Here is a 24,544-nt window from a genome sequence, read left to right on the forward strand (position 1 = left end):
CGGTGGTCGCCGTATCATTAAAAAAAAAAACGGCGTCTACTCCATCGGCCGGTTCGACGGAGAAACGTTCACGCCGGAGACTTTTCCCCGGCCGCTCTTCGAGGGGGACGCCTATGCGGGGCAGACCTTTGCAAACTGCGACCGCCGCATCGCCATATTCTGGCTGCGCGACCGGAAGGGAATCTTCCGCGAACAGGGCTTCAGCCAGCAGATGTCCATTCCCGTGGAACTGACGATGAAAGAGGAGCGCATCCTCGTGAATCCCGCTGTTGAAGTTCCAGGCAGTTACGTTCTCTCCTCTCCCGACCGACCGGTCATGATCCGCGGCGTGGAACTCCCGGCCGCCGAAGAGATCCTCGTCGTTGAAGATACAGCAACAGTTGAGGCGTTCATCAACCACGGGGAGCGGTGCATCCTGCGGTACGCCACCGAACCACTTGATCCGTCACTTCACAGAAAATAACGGATTTTTCCGTCATTTCTGCTCAAAAAAACAATAAAATAACGAATTTCACTATGAAACCACCTTGGAAAATCCTTTTGTTCGGAGAAATCCTTTTCGATGTGTTCGATGATGGTGCCCGCCTCGGCGGCGCACCGCTGAACCTCGCCGTTCATCTGCACCGGCTCGGAGCGGAAACAACTCTCATCTCCGCTGTCGGTGAGGACGAACTCGGGAACCGGGCTCTTCGCGAAATCACCCGGGAAGGAGTTGATACCAGCGGGATCGCCCGTACTTCCCAACCGACCGGAAGTGTCAAAGTCATACTCGACAAGGCGAAAATCCCTTCTTACCACTTTCTTCCAGGGTGCGCCTTCGATTTCATCCCGATGCCGGAAATCAACCCGGATGAATTTAATCTCTTCTGTTTCGGAACGCTTGCACAGCGGGGAGTCGCTTCGCGCACCACGCTCCGGAAACTGCTCGCGGCGCTTTCCTGCAAAGTGTTCTGCGATGTAAATCTGAGGCAGAATTTCTTCTCCAGGGAAATCCTTGCCGATTCTCTTGCCAACTCGAATCTCGCAAAACTCAACGAGGAGGAACTTGGGATCATCGCCCGTCTTTTCGAACTCAAACCCGATCCAGGCGCCATTGCGGAACGATTCCAGCTCGAAACGGTAATTCTCACGCTTGGCCCGAAAGGATGCGAGGTCTGGAACAAAGGCGAAACCATCTCCTCTCCGGCCTGCCCGGCACAGGTGGTCAGCACGGTCGGCGCAGGCGACGCATTCAGTGCGGGATTTCTCTTTCACTTCCTTTCCGGAGAGGGGGTAAAAGCCGCCGCCGATGCCGGCAACCGTCTTGCTGCTCAGGTTGCCACCCTTCCCGGCGCTTTCTGAACAACCGCAAGCCAAAAGAAGCCGGGGGAATAAAGTGTTCCCCCGGCCCCGGTCTCAATGCGAATCGGGAGGCTTTCCCGGTCCGGCGCCTATTTCGCCGCCTGAAATTCCGGCAGTTTTCCGTAACGTTTTTCCAGTTCCGCCCGTTCCGCCGCGGAGGCTTTCGACAGAAGTCTCCGGAAATACTCCGTCATAAACGGCTTATAGTAGGTTTTCCAGAAGCTGTGTCCAGCAGCGGCCTTCGCCGTTTCATCCGAAAAAGTTCCGGTCAGAAGATCCAGGTAAAGTGTCGGCTTCTCCAGTTTCATACGCTTTTCCAAGCGATTGACAACCAACGCATGGAGCCGCTTGTCAGCCAGATCATACGGAACCGGCTTGTTGAGGCCGTCAACCGCCTTCACCCCTGCAGGTGAAATTCCCACAATGGTAACAAGATCACGGCCCGGCGTCTCCACGGAAAAGCTGCCGGTCGTCGGAGTAATCGTCGCAAGCTGATCGTGGAAAGCACGAATCTTCTTCACTTCTCCCGGCAGATCCGAACAGAATGAGTTGACCTGATTCACAAGCGCCAGCTCCTCCTGACTCTGCCCGACCGGGAATGGAAACACCTGCAAATCACTGATCGCCTGCTCAAACTGCGCCGTTTCTCCCGTTCGAATCGCCGTAAAAAACGATTCTGCGGCATTTTCCAGCAAAGGATTCAATTTCGGAACAATCTCCGCCAAACGTTTGCGTGCCTGTTCCTGTTCTTCAGCTTCCCGGCGTCGTTTCTCTTCAGCAGCAGTTCTGGCCTGTGCCTGCGCCTCCGCCTGCCGCCGTTTCTCTTCCTCAAGTTTTGCCGCGGCTTCACGCTTCTCTGCCTCTTCTGCGTTGCGCCGCTCCTGAAGTCCGGCCAGGAATTTTTTCCTCGCCTCTTCACGCGCCGGAGCTACGCGGCCACGCTCGTCAAGCAGGTTGTAAATCGGCAGATAAGAACGCAATGCCGAATTCTCCTCCGGTGTCAGAGCCGCTGGATATTTCCGGAAAAACGCATCGGATTTCTCCAGAAATCCAAGATAATCATCCGGATTGGTGCGCCGCATCTGGAGCAGATTTTCAATTCCCGCCAGATATTCGGGCCGGGTAACCGGCTTCGGCGGCTCAGGCGGCTTCGGCGGTTCTTTCGGCCGGGAATTCTCTTTTTGCTCAACTCCCGCTTTTTCCTCCTTTTCATGGAAAGGATCACCCGGCAGAATCTCTCTCTCAGGCTCGGGCTGTTTTCCTTTTACAAGAGCAATTACCTTGTCGCCGAACGGCTTGACCGACTCCGGCAGTTTGCCGCTGACCGCGAGAAAGTAAAATACGCCTCCGAGACATCCCAATGTAATTCCAAGAAGGATGATACAAACGACAAGATAAAGAACGATCTTTCCCGCACCGGGTTTTTTCGTTTCCTCATCTTTCTCTTTTTTTCCCTTCTTTTCCCGGCCCTTTTTCTCATCCGGAGCGGGTGCTTCCGGAGCGGGTTCCTTTTTCTCCGGTTTCTGAACAACTTTCAGTGTCAGAACATCATCATCTCCGGATTTCGCACTCCCTTTCTCCGCCTCTTTTCCGGCCGGGGAAACCTGCTTCAAAACCGGTTCCGCGGCCGGAACTGCCTTCAAAACCGGTTCCGCCGGAGCAGCGGCTGCCGCGACCGGTTTTTCCTCCGGAGCAGCTGCGGCGGCGGCAGGAAGGGGCTTCCCCGCAACTGCCGCTTCCGGCGCCGTTTTTTCCCCGGAGACGGCGGCACTTGTCGTGACTGGTTGCATTTTTGCAGCTGGAGCTGGAGCTGTAGCCGCAGCGGGTTTCGCTTTCGGTACGGAAGCCGGAACGGGTTTTGCGCCCGGAACCGCCTTTACACCCCCACCGCCGGGTCCCTTGCCGCCGAACGGAGATTTTCCACCTCCAAATGGAGCTCTCACTCCGCCGCCGAACGGGGAAGCGGGTCTCGCTCCGCCTGCAGATGGTGCCGCTTTCGGCAGCCGGAAATTCAAATGCGGAACCGCATTCTTTGCCGACTGCGAATGCATGAGAAACATGTCAAGCGCCTTGATGAGCGGTGCCGGCGTCTGGTACCGATCCTCTATATTGCGAGCCATCATTTTCATAATGATGGTGTTGAGTTCATCCGGAAGATCCGGATTCACTTCCTTCGGCGGCTGCAGATGACCCGCCACATGCATTTTGGCAATCTCTTCAGCAGTGTCCGCAACATATGGAAACCGGCCGGTTACAAACTGATAAAAGGTCGCTCCGAGACTGTAGATATCACTCCGGACGTCGGTCGGCACACCTGTGAGCTGTTCCGGACTGATGTATTGCGGTGTGCCGAGAACCTCATCCCCTTCCGATGCCTCTTTGTCATTGATCCCGGCAACGCGGGCAAGCCCCAGATCGGCCAGCTTCGCAAAGCCGTTCGCATCAAGCATGATGTTGTCCGGCTTGATGTCCTGGTGAACAAGTTTCTCATCGCGCCACGCACATTCCAACGCACTGGCGACCTCCCGGATGATCTTGGCCGACTTGACAAAGTCAAGAACCTTCTTCTCCTTGAGAATTTCCTTCATCGTTTTGCCACGGATATATTCCATTGCAAAATAGAAAATTCCATTTTCTTCGCCAACGGCGTATGCCTGAACCACATTCGGGTGGTTGATGCGGGCCGCCGCACGCGCCTCCCGGAAAAACGCTTCCACATACTCCTTGTCATTCAGAAACTTCGCCTGAAGCACCTTCAACGCTACCAGACGGTCAAGGGAGATCTGCCGCGCCAGGTAAACTTCACCCATTCCCCCTTTGCTCAGTTCCCGTTCGATCACAAATCCACCGATCACCGCACCCGGTGAAGTCCGGGTTTCAGGATAATTTACTTTTTCCTTACAATTCGGGCATTCCACCTGACTGCCTTCCGCAGGCTTTTCAGCCTCGAACACCTTTTTGCACTTTTCGCAATATATTTTCATCTCATTACCATGTCAGTTGCCGATTGTCTTCTTCTGTATAACGTCGCTTTGGAATATATACCTGCAGCAAGGGAAATACAAGTTTTTTACAGTCAATCCGAGAGCTTTTCAGGAAATCTTCCGGAAACAGCAGTAGCTTAGAAAAAATAGCGAATAATCGCCTTCGACCGGAGGCGGTTCAAATAGGCCTGCCGTATTTCTTCCCGGCGGCCGGATTCCATCTTCTCCCGAATTTCCGCACTCAATTCCCGGAATACACCCTTTTTTTCGGGAGTGTGCGAAAGAATTCGCAGAAATGAAACTCCATCCGCCGTTCGAATCGGACCATAAACTTTCCCCGGTTCAAACGAATCCATCGCCGCAGCAAACTCCGTTCTGAGCCGACGCCTTTCGATTTCTCCAAGATTTCCTCCGTTCTGCGGATCCGGACCGACACTGTAAGTTTGCGCCAACTCTGGAAACGCCTCCGGCGATGCTGCCAGTGTTTCTGAAATGGTCTTGATCTTCGACTCCAGATCCGGATCATTTACATCCAGCAGGATCATTGCCAGCCCGATTTTTTCCGGTTTGACGAACTCTTTCTGATGTGACTGAAAATATTCGTACACTTCACGCGGGGTGAGATTGCTTTCAATCCGGATCTGATCGTAAATCATCGTCTGAACAATGATATACTCTTCAATCTCTTTGCGGAGTTTTTCAATCGATGTCCCGGACTCCCGGAGTTTGCGCGTAAATTCGCTCCGGGAACGGACCCCCATGCGTTCCGCCACATGATCGAGTTCCTCCTCCACATTCCGGCTCGGAATTTCAAACGGTTTTTCCCGATAGGCCTCCAGCACCAGAATTCGGTCGATCCGATCGTCGACGGCCTTCATCCGAATTTTCCGAATCTCCTCTTCCAGCCGCTTCCCCGAATAGATCGCATATGCCTGAAATTCACTGTTGCGCGTCTCCTCGAGAATATCCACCAGACTGACCGGCTCCCCGTTGACCGACGCCAGAATCGAATTGACCTGCAGCGATTGTTCCTCCACACCTGAAACAACGAACCCCGCCGCAAAAATGATTGTCAGAACCCATTCAAAGCAACGTTTCTTCAACATGCCGATCCTCCTTCCCGCCTGCGGACGGCACGCCGGATTGCCAGATTCACCGCCGCACGAAAGCTGCCTTCGTCCGCTGTTCCGCGCCAGGCGATATCAAAAGCGGTTCCATGATCGGGACTTGTTCGAATCACCGGCAGCCCGAGCGTCGAATTCACCCCACTGTCGAACGCCAGCATTTTGAACGGGATGTGCCCCTGGTCGTGATACATCGTCACAAGCCCGTCATACCGGCTCCGAGTCGATTCAACAAACAACGTATCCGGCGGAAACGGCCCTTCCACGTCGATCCCGGAAGCACGAAGTTCAGCGATTGCGGGCTTTGTCTCCCGCTCATCTTCCATCCCCATACAACCGTTCTCACCCGCATGCGGATTGATCGCCGCCATCGCCAGTTTCGGAGAAACGATCCCTTCCGCACGAACCGCATCATCCAGCAGACGGGTGACCCGCACGATCTCCGGTTTCACCGCCCGCGAAGCAACTTCCGCAAGCGGAATGTGGCAGGTGACGAAAACCATACGCAGATTTCCCGAAGATTGCATCATGACGTAATTCGAACAGTTGCACAATTCCGCAATCCGCTCCGTATGACCCGTGAATGGAATTCCGGCAAGATTGACCGAATATTTGTTCATCGGCGCCGTTACAATCGCGTCGACCTCTCCGGCAAGCGCATCGCGCACAGCCATCGACAATCCATCATATGCGATTTTTCCGCACCGCCCATCGGCTCGACCGAGTTCAAAACTTCCGAACGGAAGAGAACCGGCGGAGCGGATTTCCGTCACTTTTCCGTCACTCCAGCGGCGTGCCGCCTCCTCAAGAACCGTCACTTCTCCGTAAATGACGAATCGGGCACGACCTTTCCATTCCGGAGAAGCCACCGTCTTCACCACAAGTTCCGGTCCTATTCCGGCCGGATCTCCGGCGGTCAGCGCAATCTTCGGAATGTATTCCGCCATATTACCACTCCTGTCCCTGCTTTGAATAGTATTCCGCAACATGAGGAATGAGCGGTTTGATCAATTTTTTGATTGCTTTGGCATACTCCCGAATCTCCGCCTGCGCATGGTCACTGTCGCGCAATTCGAGAAAATGGAGCAGATTCGACAGATCGACCGTTCCCCAGAAAGTGACCATCATATTCTGAGGAAGCACGCCACGGGCCTGCTCCCGGCAGACTCCGGAAGCAATCAGATGCTCATAGAGCTTCAGACTCGCCTCGTTGTGGCGGCGGATCTCTTCACGCAACTCCTTTCCGTCAAATTCCGGATCGAAATAAGAGGCCTGGCGATTGTTTTTCGACTGCCGCCGCAGAATCGGCGGCGTGTAGAATTCCATGTCGATCTCCGTGTACCGGCGCGAAATCTCATTGTAACTCCATGTCCGGTGGCGATGCCACTGACCGCGGATGAAAAGCGGGCAGTGAATGCTGAACGTGAAAACCATGTGTTCGAGCGGACTGGTGTGCTTGTTTGCAATCAGGTACGAAAGAAGTCCCACATCTTTTTCGTCCATCTCCTTCTTGATTTTTCCGAACGAGACGCGGGCGGCGTTCACTATTGTCGCTTCCGTGCCGAGGTGATCGATCAGGCCGACCCATCCCTGGCCGTCGAGAACCTTCACGTGATTGACGGGCGGTACATTCAGATGTTCCATGGTCTCTCCTTCATGAATCGGATGTTATTTTTCACTTTTGTTCTGCAAGAGCAGGTCGCGCACCCGGGCGATGGACTGTTCCACACAATCCGACATCGCAGCAGCAGCAGCTTCCGGGCTGTTCCCCTGAATCTCCGCTTCAGTAGTAACCGTCACGCTGTCACTACCGACCATTTTCCGATCCGGAGAGAAAATCCGAACCGTATAATCGACACTGAGAACGGCTTTGCGCGCAGCACTGTCGAAGTCAAACCGATAGATCGTACCGCCAATCCGGGCAAGCATACCATTCCGTCCTCCCGAACGAACCTCTTCCGGAGAAAGCGTCTGCTGCAACTGCCGCTGCAACAGCAGGTCCGGAGAAAGCAGCCAGCGGTTGTAATCATCCGAAATCATCCGTCCACTCTTCTCCCGATAGAGAAAACGGCGGTCCGATCCGGAAAGGTTGCGAAAGGATCCGACCTCAAATCGAACCTCAGACAGCGGATTCGCCTTCACCGCCAGATCATATTCCGCCGGTTCCACATACGAGGTCGACATCAGGGCACACCCAGCCAGAACCGGAAGAAACAACCCGCTCAACCAGATTTTTCTCTTCACATTCAACCTCATCTTCCGTTATTTATCCGTCACTTTTCCGTTATTTCAATATGGGCGGGAATAAGCCGCGCCAACTCCATTTTCTCCATAATTGATCCAGAGAATCCGCCTCTCATCCGGACGGATGAAAATCTCACCGCTGCCTCCGGAAATTGTTTCAGCCTCGCGTCCGAGCGGCGTCCAGCCGGTGAGAGACAACCGGTCTGAAACATTTCGCAACAGCGACGCTGGTTCCCCGCCGCCGTTTCGGAATGATCCATAAACCGCTTTTCGATCCGGAAAATAGATGATCTGCTCCGGAATCGCACCCGGCGGAAGCTCCGGCAGTTCCACCGGCCACTCCACCACTGCCGGAATATGTTCCGGTGCTTTTATTTTGAAAAACGTCACTGCTTTTCCGGGTCCGCCATCCACCATCAGCCATCGTTCCACGCTGTTTTCTCCGACCCGGTAGGTCACCTTCACGCTGCCGTTACCAAATCGGAGATTCTCCGATTGAAATGTCCGCAGCAGAAATTCCGCCAAAGTGGCGAAATCCGTGTGGATCGCCGAAACTGTCAGCTCAAGATCAATTCCATTGACCCGCATCCGCTCCGTGTGAAGAACCGGACCAAGCTCCGGAATCCGATCCGACAACGACCCGCGCGAAGTTGTTCCACCCCCCTTCCATGGCCAGAGTGTAAACACTTCTCCGCAGAGCGAAAAGGTCAGACATGAAAAAAAAATCAAAAGTACGATCTTTGTTTTCATGACTGCTCCCACCGCGCACCGGGATTCACTGCTGTTTCAATGACTCCATGAACCGACCCATCCGGTCAAGCGCTTCCATGATTTCCGAGGCGGCCGTGGCGTAACAGCAGCGGACAAATCCCTCGCCACAGGCACCGAACGCAACCCCGGGCACCACTGCAACCCGTTCCGCCTTCAGCAGCTGTTCCGCGAATTCCGTCGAATCCAGCCCGGTCGAACGGATCGACGGAAACGCGTAAAACGCCCCCTTCGGCAGCAGACACTCCAGACCGATCCGATTCAATCCATCGACAATCAGATTCCGCCGCTCGCAGTAGGAGTCACGCATCCTGGCCATCTCCTTCTCACCGTTGCGCAGCGCCTCCAGAGCCGCCTCCTGCGCCATGGTTGAAGCGCACATGATCGCATACTGGTGAACCTTCATCATCGCATCGATGATCTCCCGCGGACCGCAGGCGTAACCGATTCGCCAGCCTGTCATTGCAAACGCCTTCGAAAAACCGTGCAGAAACAGCGTCCGTTCCCTCATGCCGGGCAGAGAGGCAATCGACACATGTTCTCCCTCATAAAGAAGCTCGGAGTAGATTTCATCGGTGATGACCACAAGATCATGTTCAATCGCTATCTCCGCAACCTTGCGCAACTTGTCGACCGGCATAACCGCCCCGGTCGGATTGCAGGGAAAGTTCAGCAGCAACACACGGGTCTTCGGCGTTATTTTTGCGCGCAACATCTCCGGATCAAGCGCAAATTCATCCTCGAACCGGGTCTCCACCGGAACCGGAACGCCGTGCGCCATGCGCACTTCAGCCGGATAGGAAACAAAACACGGCTCCGTGTAGAGAACCTCATCCCCCGGATTCAGAAGGGCGCGCATTGCAATATCAAGCGCTTCGCTCACGCCGATCGTGATGATGCACTCATTGTCCGGATTGTAGGAAACATGATAATTTTTCTCCACATACCGGCATACTTCCCGACGCAGCGCCGGAGTTCCGAGGTTCGACGTGTAACTGGTATGGCCTTTTTCCAGGGAAAAAATTCCCGTCTCCCGGATTGTCCACGGCGTCACGAAATCAGGCTCACCGACGCCGAGACTGATCACATCGTCCATTGTGTTGACAAGATCGAAAAACCGCCGGATGCCGCTCTTCGGCAGCTGTTTCACATGTTCGGCGACAAATTCCCTATGGGCACACTTTGAGTCGTTCATATTCTTCATCATTCTGCATAATCCTGCCGGATTCCTTATATTTTTTGAGCATGAAACCGGTCGATGTCGAGATCACCCCGTCGATCGTGGAAAGTTTCGCCGAAACGAACGATGCCACATCCTGAAGTGAATCGCCCTCGACCATCAGCAACAGATCAAATCCCCCGGAGATCAGATAAAGATCCGTGACCTCCGGGTATCGCGCGATGCGCTCGGCCACCTGGTCAAATCCCCCGTCGCGGCGCGGCGTCACCTTGACCTCAATCAGTGCCCGCACCTTGCTGACTCCGAGATCGCTCTCGTTCAAAATCACCTTGTAACCGCGAATCACCCCCTCTTCCTCCAGAGAATGAATTGCGGCTTTGACCTCTTCAGGGGTCGCGCCGACGCGTCCGGCGATTTCGGCAAGACTCATGCGCGCGTTTTCCGCGAGCAGATTCAGAATTTTTGCTTTCATGCGTACCAATCCCCTTTGTCTACTTCAATCACTCTTATATACTGTACCATGACCCCACGGGATTTTCCACTTGTCAGCCGAGAAAAAATGTGAGAAGCCAGAAAAGAATCCCGTTGTAAATGAAACTGTCAAGCACATCGAACGCGCCTCCCATTCCGGGAATCCAGTGTCCCGAATCCTTGATTCCGCAGGTGCGTTTCAATGCCGATTCCGTCAAATCTCCCGCAAAACTCCCCAGCGCAAGCACAACCGCGGCGATCACATACCAGCCGACCGAGGCTTCCACGCCGACATTCTGACTGCAGGAAAGCCAGTAAAACAGCAGACTCACCCCGATGCTGAGAATCACGCCGCCAATCGTTCCCTCCCATGACTTTTTCGGGCTGATCGATGGGACGATCTTATGGTTGCCGCCCGCCATCCAGCGATTCGAGAGCATACCGAAAATGTAACCGCCCGTATCCATCGACTTCGTGACCATCATCACAAAAAAGAGTGCCACCGGCCCGAGTTCCTTCGTAAAATAAACCAGGGCAAGCGCGACCATCGGAATTCCGCAGAGCAGAAGAATCCCGGCGGAAACAAACATGCGTTCCAGAATTTCCTTCTTCTCCTTCCGGAAAAGCAGCAGCAGCCAGCCGCCGTAAATCAATGCGAGAAATCCGCAGAGCATCAAAATCTGACAGAGTATCCGAACATTCTCCATCCCTTTTTCGCCCTTGAGATAGGCATCCAGAGAATCCTGCAGAGAATCCGGTTGAAACGCAGATGCAAGCAAAAGAAACGCAAGCACAAAACCGCCTAGGATCGCCGTGCTTTTTACAAAAGAACGGATTCCGATTTTTTCCAGCATCGACCCCGCTTCATAAAACATCATCCCCGCCATCGCCCCCGCCACAAAGGGGAAAAGATACTTTCCCACCTCCGGCCAGAATACCAGAAGCGCCAGAAGCGCAATGAGGATCGGAAAACTGATTGCTCTGTATTTCAGCACGTTACACTCCTTGTTGTTAATCCGTCACTTTTCCGTCATAGTTCCGTTATTTTAATCTTCCACCGAATCGGCGCTCCCGCTTTTCAAAGGATTCGAGCGCCGCGAAAAACTCCTCCCTGCCAAAGTCCGGCCAGAGCGTATCGGTCACATAAAACTCCGAATAGGAGAGCTGCCAGAGCAGAAAATTGCTGATCCGCAACTCTCCGCTTGTGCGGATCATAAGTTCAGGATCCGGCACATCGGGTGCATACAGACAGTTCCGGAACGACTCCTCAGTCAATTTCGCCGGTTTCCTTCCGCTTTTCCACGCCTCTTCAAGATAACGGTTCACTCCATCGACAATCTCGGCGCGGCCGCCGTAACTCAAAGCGAAAATCAAAGTACCGGCACTGTTTTCCCGGGTCGCTTCAATCGCCCGGAACAGTTTCGAACGGACATTCACCGGCAGATCATCGAGACGGCCGATTGCGCGCAGCCGGACATTTTTCTCCATGAGTTCAGGAATTTTTTCATCAAGAAACTTCTCCATGAGCCTCATCAGGGCGGACACTTCCTGCGCCGACCGTTTCCAGTTCTCCGTACTGAACGCATAAAGCGTCAAAAACTCAATGCCCGCTTCCTGTGCAGCTTCGAGAATCACGGAAACCTGGTTTGCGCCGCGACGATGCCCTTCCGTTTTCGGCAGTCCGTGCCGCTCAGCCCAGCGGCCGTTGCCGTCCATGATGATCGCAACATGACGAATCTTCTTTTCTTTCATGCCAAACCGCCTCCGAACATCCGGGACTCCACCGCCATACAGAGAAAATGATAAACCGGCAGATGCAGTTCCTGGATCCGGTACGTCTCCGATTCCGGGACCGCCACCACACAATCCGCATACGTTTCACAGCAGCCGTGCCGATTTCCGGTCAACAGAATCGACCGCATTCCGATCACTTTCGCCACCATCAGCGCACGTTTCACATTTCCCGCATTTCCTCCGGTCGAAATCGCCAGCAGCGCATCCCCTTCTCGACCGAGAGCCCAGAGTTGCTGCCCGAACACCAGTTCCGCATCGACATCATTTGCAAAAGCACTCACATAAGCCGGATGACTCAGCAGAGAAATACACCGCAAACCATTCTGGAGTTTCGCAGCCATCTTCGCTCCTTCGTCTCCGAAGAGCGATTCAAATCGTCCGCGCCGATCGGCATTCAGCGGCCGGAGACTCAGAAAACCTTTCAGAAACTCCCCGCAGATATGTTCCGAATCCGCAGCGCTGCCGCCGTTGCCGCAGGTGAACAGCGTTCCGCCGTTCCGGAAAATCTGCACAACTGTTTCAACCATGTTGTTCAACGATTCGCGGCAAACCGAGAGTTCAGGATGCCTTTCCAGAAATTGATCCACTTCTCTATCCATGTTTCCGTCCTTTCCCAAACCATCCAAATCAAACCGCGGCGTCCGGATGACCGGCCCGGAAACCTCAAAACAATGATTCCAGATAAAATAACAGGCCGAAAGAGCTTTTTCAATTGTCCCTTGGAAAAAGAGACCGATTTTACTCTTTTTTTTGGACAGGAATACCTGACAATAACCCTGTTAATAAATCGTAAACAAATTGTCAAACTTCTGTTAAGAACCGTCCATTCACATCCACCGGCATCCCTTTTCATCAGAGTTATCAACAATCGGAGGGTGGAATGGAATCATTTGAAAATACGACTCTTAACGATAGGAAAAATGAGTTATTCACAGAAAACGGTACACTCTACTGCTACTGTTATTTCCTTTCTTTTTTGAAAAATTCACAAATATGGAGAAAAGCTTCCTTCCATGTAGAATAGCCGAAAATCTCCATTTTTCCAGTTGTTTTTTTGAGAATACCGGTGTAAATTACCCGTACGAGCATCGGAAAAATATAGGAACATTCCTGGAGGCTGAAAAATGAAATTTACCGTTAACCGCGAAAAACTGCAGAAAGCGCTGCAGCGGGTAGGGAGCATCATCGGATCCCGTTCGATGTTTCCGGTTCTCGGCAATGTTTTCATGCAGGCGGAAGACAATCTTCTGACATTGACCACGACCGACCTTGAGATTCGAATTTCGACAACTTTGGAAGCCGTCGTGGAAGTTCCCGGCGTGACGACTGCGCCGGCGCGCAAACTCGCCTCGCTGGTCGGCTGCTTTATCGGTGCGGACGTGGTCTTCGACATCGATGAAAAAGATCACATCAAACTGCGTTGCGGAACCAGCCATTTTACGCTGCTCGGTCTCGCGGCCGCTGATTTTCCGGGGGCAGAGACCTTCGAAGCGGTTCGTGAAATCAAAATCAAGGAGAGCGAATTCAAGAAGATGATCGCTTCCATCGCATACGCGGTCAGCGCGGACGATTCCCGCAAGGTGTTGACCGGGATTCTGCTGAGTGCGCGCGATACGGCTCTTACGCTTGTTGCAACCGATGGAAAGCGGCTCGCCATGCAGGAAAAAACGCCCGAATCCATCACCGGCGGCGACGGAGATGCGATCATTCCGCTGAAAACCGCCCAGGAAATACGGAGGTTGCTCGACGGCGATGAACTTATGACGATCCGGATCGGGGAAAAGCAGTGCATGTTCCTCGGGAACGGATTTGAAGTGACCACCAAACTGATCGAAGGAAATTATCCGAACTACCGGCAGGTGGTCCCGGCCTCGTTCAGCCGGACGATTGAAGTACCTACCGCGGTGTTTCTCGGCAAGATTGAGACGGTTTCGCTCGTGCTTTCTGATTCGAGCAGCTTCATTATTCTGCGTTTTGAGAACAACCGGTTGACGCTTCAGGCGTCGAGTACGGAAGTGGGAGAAGGCAGCGATATGGTTGAAGTCGCCTTCGAGGGGGAACCGTTTGAAGTCTCCTTCAATCCGGCGTTTCTGGCTGATCCGCTGCGCAACTGCAGTGCGGAGACGATCCGCATGAAGCTGAACGATCCGCTCAATCCCGTTGCAATCGAGGGAGATGAAGGATTCCTTTACGTGATCATGCCGATCCGCAAGAAATAACTCCGAGTCCGGCGTGGCTCTTTTTGAACAACTCAAACTCGCCGATTTCCGGAATTGTGAAAGAGGCGAGTTCAGTTTTTCCGGCGAGAAGATTGTTTTCACCGGTCCGAATGGTTCGGGGAAGACAAATCTTCTGGAGAGCATCTGTTTTTTGAGCATTCTTCGCTCATTCCGCAGCGCTTCCGGGAGGGAACTCACGCGGATCGGCAGCCGTGGATTCGAGCTTTCCGCCCGGATTTGTTCCCGTGAATATCCTGAGATGCTCAAAGTGATTCAGCAGGGAAACCGGCGGGAGACCTGGATCGGTTCGAACCGGATTCGCCGTTCGAGCGAATTTATCCGGGAGTTCCGGACTGTGGTTTTCGTTCCGGAGGATCGCAGCATTGTCGGCGGGAGTTCCTCGTTTCGGCGCCGTTTTTTCGATATGCTGATTTCGACGCTGGATGGAATTTACCTGGCGTCACTGGTCAATTTCAATCGGGCGCTTGCGCAGCGGAACCGGGCGCTGAAGGTTCCGGCAAAACCCGCGATTGCGGCGGCATTTGAGCCGGAACTGGCGAAAAACGCTCCGCTCATTGCCCGCAGGCGCCGGGAATTCTCCGGGTTGGTGGAGGCGGAGATGAATCGGTTGCTGCAACAGCGTGGAGGTGGAGAATTCCGGATTCTCTACCGTTGTGATTATCCGGAAGATGCGGAAGAGTATCGGAGTTTGCTGGAAAGATCGCGTGAGAAGGAGATGGTCCGCGGCTGTACCGGCAGCGGTCCCCAACTCGATGAATTCGAATTTTTTTTGAACGGAAGACAGTTGCGGTATTACGGCTCCACCGGGCAGATCCGGTTGATTTCTCTGTTGCTGAAACTTGCGGAGTTCAATCTGGTCCGCCGTTCGGCCAGGGAAAAGGTTGCGGTTCTCGTCGATGACGTTACCGGTGAGTTGGATGAAGAGAACAAGATCCGCTTTTTCGAGACGATTGCCGATGCGGATCAGCAGTTTTATACGTTTACGGAGTTTCCTTCGCTTGCGTTTTTCGCGGATGCGGAGGAGATACCGGTCAATCGAGTGATATTGCGCGGAGGCAGAGAAAATGATTAAACAATATGTATTCGGCCCGGTGGCTTCGCGTCGGCTGGGAATCTCTCTCGGAGTGGATCTGGTTCGTCCGAAGACCTGCTCCTTGAACTGTATTTACTGCGAAGCGAAAGAGACGACCGAGCTCACGCTCGAACGCAGAGAGTATGTTCCGATTGATGCGGTGATCGCGGAGCTGGATGAAGTGCTGCGTTCTAAACCGGAACTTGATTTCATCACCTTTTCCGGATCGGGAGAGCCGACGTTGAATTCGGGGATCGGGAAAGTCGTCACATATCTGAAGAAGGAACATCCCGAGTATAAAATCTGTCTCCTGACCAATGGATTTGCACTGGGCGACCCGAAGCTCCGCAAAGAGATTGAACCGGTCGATCGGATTATTCCTTCGCTGGATGCTTCCAATGCGGAGGAATTTGAGATGATCAACCGGCCGCATCCGGATCTGAAATTTGACGGATTTATCCGTGATTTGACGGATTTCTGCCGGAATGCGAGCAATGAAATTCATCTGGAACTGTTCATTGTTCCAGGAGTGAATGATTCGGATGAATCGATTGCGCGGTTTGTGGAACTTATTCGTCCGATGAAGGTTTCACTTGTTCAGCTCAATACGCTGGATCGCCCCGGTGTGGTTGATTGGATCAAACCTTCAACTGCCGAAAATACCCGTCGTTTCATCGCCGCTCTCGAACCGTTTGTTCCGGTGGAAGCGGTCGGCCCGTTCCGGTATCGGACGAAAAGCATCGTCCATGATCCGTCACTTTTCACGGGAGCTGAAAAACGGATTCTCGATCTTGTGAGTCGTCGCCCTGCAACGGTCGCTGATCTTGAAGTGGCGCTCAATCGGGCCGGCAGTGAAATTACTCCCATTCTTGAACGGCTTTTCCAATCCGGATTGCTGGAAATTGAAAAACAGCAGCGCGGAACCTTCTATTCCGCACCGCATTACAAAAAGTGACGGATTGATCCGTTATTTGTCCGTTACTTTTCAGGCGCTGTTTTGCAGCTCAAAACAGGTGACTCGAATTCCTATCTGCCGCTGAATGCGCGGCTTTTTTTTTTGCCGCAGTTTTCAATTCTACTGTTTTTTTCATCAAGAAAAAATCGATTTTTTTCGCGTTTTACTCTTGAAAAGGTAACAATTGTGATTATTGTATACCTTAGATTCATTCAGGTTTCCTCTTTATTCATCCAATCAGGAGGTGTTCCCAAATGGAGAAATCGTCGGTGCGAAGCAGTCGGTTCGGTATCGGGAGTTCCAGTTTGAATTTTCAACTTCCTTGCCGGAGAAGGAAAGTGCAGGGGACAGCGGATCGATTTTTCGCTGCCTGTGCCGCTGAGGCGGCGGACATGCCTGATACCTCCCGCGACCATGCAACGCTCCCCCGCGAGGCATCTTGCCGGACGCAGGGGGTGCGGAGGGCGGCGGTTAAAGCCCACGGCTCTGCGACGAGAAAGGCGGCGTTTACATTGATCGAACTTCTTGTTGTGATTGCGATCATCGCAATTCTGGCGGCAATGCTGCTGCCGGCTTTGAATCAAGCCAGGGAACGGGGGCGAATGATTTCCTGCAACAACAATTTAAAGCAGCTCGGCTTGGCGTTTGCACTTTACGAAAATGAAAACAAGAACATGCCTCCGGTGATGTATAAGCCGGTCAGTTCCACTTATCATTACACGCGATTGCTGATGCCGTATATTGGAAAAGCGGGCTGGGGAGAAGAAAGTGCACAAAATGAAATGAAACAAATGAAGATGTTTCGTTGTCCTTCCGATTCACTGCCCCGCAGCAATGGTGCGGATGTTTCCGCTCCAAACAGTTATGGACTCAATTTTGAAGTACAGGACGGGGATACGACCGGAACGGTGAATTCAGTCGCATTTTCGAAACTGACGGAGCGGTCGGCAACCATTCTTATGGGCGATCGGTGGCTGGTGAACAATACTGTGAGCAACGCGCTGGGAACCGATCCAAACCGCAGCGGAGATTTTCATGCTTCTGACAGTCGCAACAATTTTCTGTTTGGAGACGGCCATACCGCAAGCCTTCCGTTGAAGGAAACCAGGCAAAACGATGACCGGATGTGGAAATTTGATAAAAATGAGTGAGGAGACCAGCCATGACACGAACTTCCAGCCCCTCCACCCGTCTTGCCGGGAGATTGAAGGCGGCTTTTTCAAATCCGCCGGTGAAGGCGGGAATGCGGTTGAATCCTGAGCGGGAACTTGCACGGCTCCTGAATGTCAGCCCGAAGTGCATCAACCGGACGCTTGGGATATTGACGGATGAGGGAATTCTCTCCAAACGACATGGGAGCGGCAATTACATCCGCCGGATTCCCGGGGATCCGGTGGCGGCTGATCTCAGCGTCGAACAACTGTTTCCTGCTTCGGAGCTGGAAGAGGATGCCGCTCCGCACCTTGCTTCGCTTCCGGAACAGCAGCGGTTGACGATTCAGTTGTGGAGTGGATTTCACCGCAATCCCGGTCGTAACGAAAACTATTCTCTTTATTGTAAAATCCGTTCACAATTGGAACTGGCGGGACATGCTCTGGAGACTTGTGACATCATCGACTCCCACTGGCGGCCGGTTCCGCTGGAAGAGGTTGCTGAAACGCTCAAAACTCATCCTGCGGACGGTTATCTTGTCACTTCTCCGCTGGGGGAACATTTCATCAAGGCCTACACGATGGCGTTTGGTACGCATCCTTCCGCCGTCGTCTTTCTCTCCAGCTGGGGAGATGACGAATTCAATGAGCCGGAAATCCGGCTGGATGGACAGGAGGCGGTCATACGCGCAGTCAGGGAATTTGCCCGGAACGGTCTTGAGAAAATTGCATTTCTCGGGATCGATACAACTTATCACTCCAGTTGTGCCGACCGTCGCATTTATGAGTTTGCAATGAGCCGGGCCGGCCTCGACTACCGGCTTTCCCGTCACGTCGAAGTGAAACGGGAAGCTGCGTATCGGGCGGTTTCCGAGATGCTTGACGCCCCAGAACCGCCGGAGGCACTGTTCATTGGGGAAGATCTGCTGATTGAGGGGGTAAAAGATGTTCTGGCTGAACGCAATCTTCTTCCCGGTCGCGATCTGGCGGTCATTACCATCAGTCACTCTGAAGGGAGCAGTGAGATTCATCCGGACTGGACGAGCCTGGATTTCAACCGTGATCTGACCGGGGTGGTTGCAGTGAATGAGCTGCTTGCCCATCTTCTGACTGCCGGACACGAGATGCGGTCGATTGCCATGCTCGCGAAGTGGTGTTTTCGTGGTACTCATTTCATGAAGAAAGGAAAGTAATATGGTCAGATGCCACCGCTTTATTTTACCGCTTCTGATGATGACGGGCTCTGTGTTCGGCATACAGCTGGTCAATCCGACATTCGACACGGAACATGGCTGGGAGAAGTGGCGGGATGGAAAACAGGTGGAAAGGCGGCTTTCCGAGAACGGCAGGAACGGTCGTTGCGCTTTCATTTCCGCCCCGGCGGGAGAAAAAGGAGCATATCTGCAGCGGCTGAAAAATCCGGTTCCCGGAAATTACGAATTTGGTTGCTGGTTTCGTACATCACTGGGGAAGAAATGCGCGCAACTGCAAGTGACCGGAAAACGGGCCGGGAAGACTGCCTTCATGCGTTCCGTTTCTCTTCCCGGTTCTCTGGAATGGAAAGAAACTTCGCTTGCATTTCAGGTTCCGCCGGATACGACGGAATTGATTGTAACGCTTTTTGTCGCTGATGGAAAAGCATGGTTTGACGATGTAACACTCAAAATCGTCTCTGAACAAAAAGCGCTGTCGCTGGAAGGAAATTGGAAGTTTTATCCCGGCGATGCGGCGGAAGGATTTCGACCGGAACTGAACGATACGGCATGGAAGGAAATCAAAGTTCCGGCGCTGTGGGAAAAGGAGGGTTATCCGGAATTGGAGGGATTTGCATGGTATCGTCGGAAAATCAAATTGCCTGATCATTTGAAAAATAATCATCTCATGCTGGTTGTCGGCGGAATTTCGAAGGCGGACGAAACGTTTTTCGATGGAGTGCGAATTGGTAAACAGGGGAGTTTTCCGCCCGGCTTCAAGGGAGACACGTTTGGAATGCGCCGCTATCTGATTCCAGCGCGTTTGACAACGGGCGCCGGAGAACATACGCTTGCAATCCGGGTTCACGACGGAGCCGGCGGCCAGTCCGGAGGAATCTGGATTTCCCCGGTTCAGCTGCAATTGGCCGAACCGGAGGAGTATCGGAAGGTGACACTCGTTACCGCCAAAAATGGAAATCTCTTCTCTCCCGGCGAACCGGTCGAATTCACGCTGAAGATCGACGATCTCGCCGGATCCGGAGTGGAACAGCCGCTGTTGCGGGGAACGGTTCGACGGTACGACCGTTCCACTGCGGCGGTTTTCACATGCCGGCCGGTTCTCCGGGAGGGAAAGGGAGAGTTCCGCCATACACTCGGACCGCTTCCGGAGGGATTTTATTACCTTGAAACGACTCTGGAAGCAGCGGATGGATTGACCGCAGGTGCGGAATTCACTTTTGGTGTTCTTCCGGAAAAGACGGAAATTCAAGACAGCCGTTTCGGGATCGCCTGCCATCTGAACCGGCTGCATGACGCTGAATTTTCTTCTTCGCTGGAACTATTGAAACGAATCGGAGTGAAAACGATACGCACCGGTTTTCTCTGGAAAGACGCTGAACCGTCGCCGGGGGAGTGGAACTGGAAACGATTCGACCGGACGGTCAGGGGAATCCGCGATTCCGGTATGGAATTGACCGCCACTCTGGCCGGCGCCCCCGCGTGGGCTTCCACAGATCCGCTCGAACGCCGGGGACTGACGCGCAAATCCGGACGCCAACCACAATCCGACCGGTTTGCACAATATGCGGAACGCATTGCTGAACGTTATCGGAAGGAAAACATTTCGTGGGAGATCTGGAATGAACCGAATCTGAAATCTTACTGGAAACCGATTCCGGAGTCATACGAATATTTTCAGCTGCTTTCCGCCGGATACCGCGGTGTTGCAAAGGGAGATCCCGCCGCCTGCGTGTTGACGGCGGGACTGGTTCCTTATCGATTCGTCAGTGATCCCGATGTTGCCGCGGAATTGTTTCTCGACGATCTTTATGAATATGCTGGAGAAGAACGGATTTTCGACAGGATCGCCTATCATCCGTATCCCGTAATGCGCAAGGGAATCACCAATTCCGACCTTGAACGGCAGTTGAGGGAAATGATCGGCCGCCTCCGGAGTGTCCGCAACCATCATGAAGACCAGGCCGGTTTCCGGCTGACGGAAATCGGCGCACCGGATTTGCCGCGCACGATCGATGAACGACGGCAGGCGGAAGTTCTGACCGTTCTCCTGACGCTTTGTGCAGCCGATCCGGAAATCGAACAGGTGCACTGGTACAATCTTCAGGAAGATGGCGACAATCCCGATTACAACGAACACAATTACGGGATCGTCCATTCGGATTTTTCGCCGAAACCGGCGCTGTTCGCTCTGCGTCACATCATGCGGATGCTCGATGGCGCGGAATTCAAGGAATGTAAACGGGAAAACGAAGTGGTGATTCACCATTTTTTGATTCATGGAGTGTCGCGCTGGGTTGTGTGGAGCGATCATCCAATCCAATGGCGGCTTCCGACCGGAGTTGCCGGCGTAACCGGAATGATGGGGGAAACAATTGAGCCGGAGAATGGAATGCTTGAGATAGGAAGTGCTCCCGTTTATCTGGAATTTGGAGAAATGCGCAAATGAAGTCGATGCTGTTGTTCGGGATGGCGACGCATCTCACGAAACTTGTTCGATCTGCTGACGTCAAACAGGAGATCGATCTGTTGCGAGAGGCTGGCGTCACGGCGATCCGTACCGGTTTTCTCTGGGATCGGATTGAGCCTGTTGAAGGGGAATTGCACTTTGATCCGGTCGATGAGGTCGTTGATCTTCTCCGTGCAGCCGGAATCGAAATCCTCGGAACCATCGCCCGAACCCCCATCTGGGCCGGCGGAGATGAAAAAGATGGTTGTTTCCGCTTTCATCCCCCCAGGGAGCCGGAAAAATTCGCCGCATTCTCCGGAAAACTCGCCGCTCATTACCGCGGGCGCATTTCGGCGTGGGAGATTTGGAATGAACCGAATTCCAACAATTTCTGGTATCCGGAAGCCAATCCGGAAAGTTATATGACTCTGTTGCGCGCCGCATTCAACGCGATCAAGGAGATGGCGCCGGAGACTCTTGTTCTCCATGGCGGTGTCGCATGCTGCCGGGAACAGCGGATCAATTTTGCATTCCTCGAACAACTCTTCCGGCTTGGAGTTGCCGACTGCTGTGATGTAGTGAACGTGCATCCCTATTCGGGTCCGAATGTTCCGGAGGTTGAATTTGATGCAACCTTCGATCGGCTGGCGGAGCTGATGCACCGCTATCATTGTTCGAAACCGGTCTGGCTGACGGAACTTGGTACGCCGATTCATCACCGTTTTGTCCGAAATGAGACGGAGCAGGCGTTTCATCTGGTTCGTCATTGGCTCTGTGCGGTAAAACGGCCGGAAATCGAACGGATTTACTGGTACGATTTCCGGGATGACGGCACGGATCCGGAGAATTTTGAGCATCATTTCGGCGTCATCGACGCAGGGTTCCGGCGGAAAGAAGCATATTTTGCCTGTCGGGAGGTGACGCAACGACTATCATCGGCAGCATATCGTGGAGAATTCATCCTCCCGGATGGAAGCCGGGTAATCCGGTTCAGACAATCGGAGGAGGAGTGGTTTCTGCTCTATGCGGATTCCATGCACACCCGACTGCTGGCCGGTATTGATTACGGGATCTCCCTCTTTTCAATGACCGGTTCTCCTTTGCCGCTTTATCAGAAGGGAAATACGATCGATCTGACCATCGGACCGGAGCCGGTCCGGATTGCGGTTTCAGCGGAAAACGGCGACCGTATTTTACAGTCGCTTCGCAATTCCGTTCCATTGATCGGAATCTGAGAAACGCGCGGCGTTATTTTTCCAGAATATCGCGGACAGACATGCTGTCGATGAGCCAGTGATCGTCGATTTTGCGAAAGGTGCAGAAGAGTTCCCGTACTTCGTCGACCCGGCTGCCGTCATTCATCGTTGCATTCAGCAGTCCGGTGAATACAGCGGACGCCTTGTCCGGAGGTTCCACGGAAACGGTCAGATCCCGGATGCTGATTGTGCAGTTTCGCAGGATTCCGCGGCTGCGGGCGAGCAGACTCCTCAACTCTTCCGGCGTATAGGTTCCGGTAAACATCTCGTGGCGGAAGTCGATGCTGCATTCCGGCGCGAACACTTTGTCGGTGCTGTTGAGTTTCAACATCGCCATGGCGTTCTTCTCATTTTCCCGTTTCGACGCGAGATCGCACAACATATCCAGGGTTTTCCGGATCTGCACTTCATCGCTGTCCCTCAGCAGATACCAGAGCGACACTCCTCCGAGCGCCAGAATCGGAATCAAGATCAGATAAAACCATTTTTTCGGAAGTATGTTCATGATGATTGTTCTCCTTTTGTCTTACTGTCCATTCAGTTCGGCGAAACTCAGTGGCTTGAACGTTTTCCGGAGCGCTTCGCGTCTGGCCGGGTTGACGCTCAGGTATTTCCATTTTGAGAATACGAAATCATTGGGAATGTAGTTTTCCAGCCAGCCGTGATTGAGCTGATAAGCGATCGGGAATCCTTCAAACACCCACGGAACCTGTTCGGAAAGATAACGGACCATCGCCTTGTATTTTTCAGTACGTTCCGGAGAATCCGGCATCGGCAAAATCTCTTCGAACATCCGGTCATATTCCGGATCTGAAAAACCGATCCGGTTGCAGCCGCCGATGTTTTTGCTGTAGAAAAGTTGAAGAAAATTTTCCGCATCCGGATAATCTCCGATCCAGGAAAGACGGAAAAGCTGTAATTTCCCCTGTCTGAGTTTTTCGTAGAAACGTGCGTTGTTATTCAACACCGACTCAATTTCGATGCCGATTTGCGCGAGGTCGGCTATGGTCAGTTCCCCGAGTTGCCGGTAGACGGAATTGTTGCCGGTCTGATCGAAGGTAAAATGGAGCTTTTCGCCGGTAGCCGGGTCGATTCCATCCTTGAATCCGGCTTTTTCGAGGTGCTGCTTCGCTTTTTCCGGATCGTCCGCGCACCATGGATTCCGGAATGTGTCATCAAATCCCGCCACACCGGGCGGAATCGGCCCCTGAGCGGGAATCAATTGATAATTCGTATGTTCCACCCGTCGCTGCACATTATATGCGAGGCTGATCGCGCGGCGCAGCTCCAGATTTCTGCCCAGAAGCGGATCGGAAAAGTTGAAGCCGACGTAACGCACTTCGAATTCAGGAACCCGCAACAGCTTGATTCCGCGCGCCGCCAGCGTGGGAGCAAGGCGTTCTCCACCCCCCGCCACCAGATCGAGGTTGTCCTTGTCCAGCGCGTTCAAATCGAGCCTTCCCTGCAGAAACATGAGATACGAGGACATCGGCTGCTTCACAAGATAGAACACCACCCGATCCGCCAGCGGCAGCGGACGTGTCCGGTCGGCCGGATTTTCCGCCTCGGAAAAATATTGTATCCGGTAGTCGGGATTGCGGTCGAGCTGAAGCTTGTAGTCGTTGATCCAGAGTGTCAACCGGAATGGTCCGGACCCGACCGGATGACGCGCGAATTCATCCCCGTAAAACTCCACCGCCCGGCGTGATACGATTCCGCTGTTCGGAATCGCAAGCATGTAGAGAAACCGTGGATCAGGCTTGCTCAGGCGGATCTCGAAATTCAAATCGTCGATGATCCGGAATCCTTCGATTCCAGCTTCGTAATCGGGATTTTCCGCCTCATAGAATGCGTCGATTCCCCGGATTTTACCACGGTAGAGCCAGTAAACAGGGCTGTGATTCCGCCGATCCGCGATGCGCAGAATCGAATAAAGCACATCTCCTGCCGTGATGCGGCGCGCCGATTCCGGCAGACCGTCGAAACAGCGGTCGGCGGCAAACCGCAGATCGTCACGCAGCCGGAAGGTATAGATGTCGAGTGTCTTGTTCGCTTTCGGCATCTCCGCCAGCATCGAGGGAATGAGCCGGTAAGGCTTCGCCGCATAGTCATATTCGAGCAGTGTATCGTAGATGGCGGCCACCATGTTCCGGCTCGCCAGATCATCCGCCTGGGCCGGATCGAGTGTCTTGACCCGGCTGCCGCCGGAAGTGTAGAGCGTTCGCTCCGGCTCTTCTCCGTCGACCGCCATGGCGTGAAAAAAAAACAAAAGGAGCGCAGCCGCCGCCAGGCGGAACACTCCTT

The 24,544-nt window shown here is 53.4% G+C and carries 21 protein-coding genes and 1 pseudogene; 9 read left to right on the forward strand and 13 right to left on the reverse strand.

The genetic code is table 11. From position 1 onward, the window contains the following. Together Q0K10_RS03870 and Q0K10_RS03875 are read left to right on the forward strand one after the other, a co-directional pair. A pseudogene (locus tag Q0K10_RS03870) lies at positions 1 to 463 on the forward strand (hypothetical protein); the annotation flags it as partial. Positions 464 to 540: 77 nt separating this feature from the next. After that, positions 541 to 1,341, forward strand: a complete 801-nt coding sequence (locus Q0K10_RS03875) for a carbohydrate kinase (RefSeq protein ID WP_294503418.1) — start codon at positions 541 to 543, stop codon at positions 1,339 to 1,341. 89 nt (positions 1,342 to 1,430) lie between these two features. On the opposite strand, the gene Q0K10_RS03880 is transcribed toward Q0K10_RS03875, so the two are convergent. From Q0K10_RS03880 to Q0K10_RS03930, 11 genes are all read right to left on the reverse strand, one after another. Then, a complete protein-coding gene (locus tag Q0K10_RS03880) occupies positions 1,431 to 4,325 on the reverse strand; it encodes a protein kinase (protein WP_294503421.1) in 2,895 nt (964 codons plus the stop codon). Between the two features lie 137 nt (positions 4,326 to 4,462). Next, positions 4,463 to 5,431: a peptidylprolyl isomerase gene (locus Q0K10_RS03885; protein ID WP_294503424.1), complete on the reverse strand. Its 969-nt coding sequence runs from the start codon at positions 5,429 to 5,431 to the stop codon at positions 4,463 to 4,465. Further along, positions 5,425 to 6,396 carry a 4-hydroxythreonine-4-phosphate dehydrogenase PdxA gene (gene pdxA, locus Q0K10_RS03890; RefSeq protein ID WP_294503428.1) on the reverse strand — a complete coding sequence of 324 codons (972 nt, stop codon included), beginning with the start codon at positions 6,394 to 6,396 and terminating at the stop codon, positions 5,425 to 5,427. The genes Q0K10_RS03885 and pdxA overlap by 7 nt, the downstream gene beginning before the upstream one ends. A gap of 1 nt (position 6,397) precedes the next feature. Continuing rightward, entirely contained in the window at positions 6,398 to 7,093 is a 696-nt protein-coding gene (gene thyX, locus Q0K10_RS03895) for an FAD-dependent thymidylate synthase (protein ID WP_294503431.1), read from the reverse strand. Positions 7,094 to 7,117: 24 nt separating this feature from the next. Continuing rightward, positions 7,118 to 7,693 carry an ABC-type transport auxiliary lipoprotein family protein gene (locus tag Q0K10_RS03900; protein ID WP_294503434.1) on the reverse strand — a complete coding sequence of 192 codons (576 nt, stop codon included), beginning with the start codon at positions 7,691 to 7,693 and terminating at the stop codon, positions 7,118 to 7,120. 45 nt (positions 7,694 to 7,738) lie between these two features. Further along, positions 7,739 to 8,443: a hypothetical protein gene (locus Q0K10_RS03905; RefSeq protein WP_294503435.1), complete on the reverse strand. Its 705-nt coding sequence runs from the start codon at positions 8,441 to 8,443 to the stop codon at positions 7,739 to 7,741. A 25-nt stretch (positions 8,444 to 8,468) separates the two neighbouring features. Then, positions 8,469 to 9,668, reverse strand: a complete 1,200-nt coding sequence (locus Q0K10_RS03910) for an aminotransferase class I/II-fold pyridoxal phosphate-dependent enzyme (protein ID WP_294503436.1) — start codon at positions 9,666 to 9,668, stop codon at positions 8,469 to 8,471. Next, on the reverse strand, positions 9,631 to 10,113 hold the full coding sequence (locus Q0K10_RS03915) for an Lrp/AsnC family transcriptional regulator (RefSeq protein WP_294503437.1): 483 nt from the start codon (positions 10,111 to 10,113) through the stop codon (positions 9,631 to 9,633). Before Q0K10_RS03915 ends, Q0K10_RS03910 begins: the two co-directional genes overlap by 38 nt. A gap of 73 nt (positions 10,114 to 10,186) precedes the next feature. After that, complete coding sequence (locus tag Q0K10_RS03920; RefSeq protein ID WP_294503440.1) at positions 10,187 to 11,107, reverse strand: CDP-archaeol synthase; 921 nt, start codon at positions 11,105 to 11,107, stop codon at positions 10,187 to 10,189. 46 nt (positions 11,108 to 11,153) lie between these two features. After that, positions 11,154 to 11,864, reverse strand: a complete 711-nt coding sequence (gene uppS / locus Q0K10_RS03925) for a polyprenyl diphosphate synthase (RefSeq protein WP_294503442.1) — start codon at positions 11,862 to 11,864, stop codon at positions 11,154 to 11,156. Beyond that, positions 11,861 to 12,505: an SIS domain-containing protein gene (locus Q0K10_RS03930; protein ID WP_294503444.1), complete on the reverse strand. Its 645-nt coding sequence runs from the start codon at positions 12,503 to 12,505 to the stop codon at positions 11,861 to 11,863. Before Q0K10_RS03930 ends, uppS begins: the two co-directional genes overlap by 4 nt. A 525-nt stretch (positions 12,506 to 13,030) precedes the next feature. Here Q0K10_RS03930 and dnaN point away from each other — a divergent pair. The 7 genes from dnaN to Q0K10_RS03965 all read left to right on the forward strand — a co-directional run bounded on the left by dnaN (position 13,031) and on the right by Q0K10_RS03965 (position 22,219). Further along, positions 13,031 to 14,125 carry a DNA polymerase III subunit beta gene (dnaN, locus tag Q0K10_RS03935; RefSeq protein ID WP_294503446.1) on the forward strand — a complete coding sequence of 365 codons (1,095 nt, stop codon included), beginning with the start codon at positions 13,031 to 13,033 and terminating at the stop codon, positions 14,123 to 14,125. A 13-nt stretch (positions 14,126 to 14,138) separates the two neighbouring features. Next, positions 14,139 to 15,218 carry a DNA replication/repair protein RecF gene (gene recF, locus Q0K10_RS03940; RefSeq protein WP_294503449.1) on the forward strand — a complete coding sequence of 360 codons (1,080 nt, stop codon included), beginning with the start codon at positions 14,139 to 14,141 and terminating at the stop codon, positions 15,216 to 15,218. Then, entirely contained in the window at positions 15,211 to 16,173 is a 963-nt protein-coding gene (locus Q0K10_RS03945) for a radical SAM protein (protein ID WP_294503453.1), read from the forward strand. Before recF ends, Q0K10_RS03945 begins: the two co-directional genes overlap by 8 nt. A gap of 392 nt (positions 16,174 to 16,565) precedes the next feature. After that, positions 16,566 to 17,324 carry a DUF1559 domain-containing protein gene (locus Q0K10_RS03950; RefSeq protein ID WP_294503455.1) on the forward strand — a complete coding sequence of 253 codons (759 nt, stop codon included), beginning with the start codon at positions 16,566 to 16,568 and terminating at the stop codon, positions 17,322 to 17,324. An 11-nt stretch (positions 17,325 to 17,335) separates the two neighbouring features. Then, positions 17,336 to 18,517 (forward strand): substrate-binding domain-containing protein, encoded by a 1,182-nt coding sequence (locus tag Q0K10_RS03955; protein ID WP_294503458.1) that lies wholly within the window; start codon positions 17,336 to 17,338, stop codon positions 18,515 to 18,517. Between the two features lies 1 nt (position 18,518). Next, a complete protein-coding gene (locus Q0K10_RS03960; protein WP_294503459.1) occupies positions 18,519 to 20,984 on the forward strand; it encodes a beta-galactosidase in 2,466 nt (821 codons plus the stop codon). Beyond that, entirely contained in the window at positions 20,981 to 22,219 is a 1,239-nt protein-coding gene (locus Q0K10_RS03965; protein WP_294503460.1) for a beta-galactosidase, read from the forward strand. Before Q0K10_RS03960 ends, Q0K10_RS03965 begins: the two co-directional genes overlap by 4 nt. A gap of 13 nt (positions 22,220 to 22,232) precedes the next feature. Here the strand turns inward: Q0K10_RS03965 and Q0K10_RS03970 are convergent, their stop codons facing one another. Continuing rightward, positions 22,233 to 22,745, reverse strand: a complete 513-nt coding sequence (locus Q0K10_RS03970; protein WP_294503462.1) for a hypothetical protein — start codon at positions 22,743 to 22,745, stop codon at positions 22,233 to 22,235. 21 nt (positions 22,746 to 22,766) lie between these two features. Further along, a complete protein-coding gene (locus Q0K10_RS03975; RefSeq protein WP_294503466.1) occupies positions 22,767 to 24,539 on the reverse strand; it encodes an ABC transporter substrate-binding protein in 1,773 nt (590 codons plus the stop codon). Positions 24,540 to 24,544: the final 5 nt, after the last annotated feature.

It is taken from the genome of uncultured Victivallis sp. (assembly GCF_944391105.1).
Lineage (GTDB): Bacteria > Verrucomicrobiota > Lentisphaeria > Victivallales > Victivallaceae > Victivallis.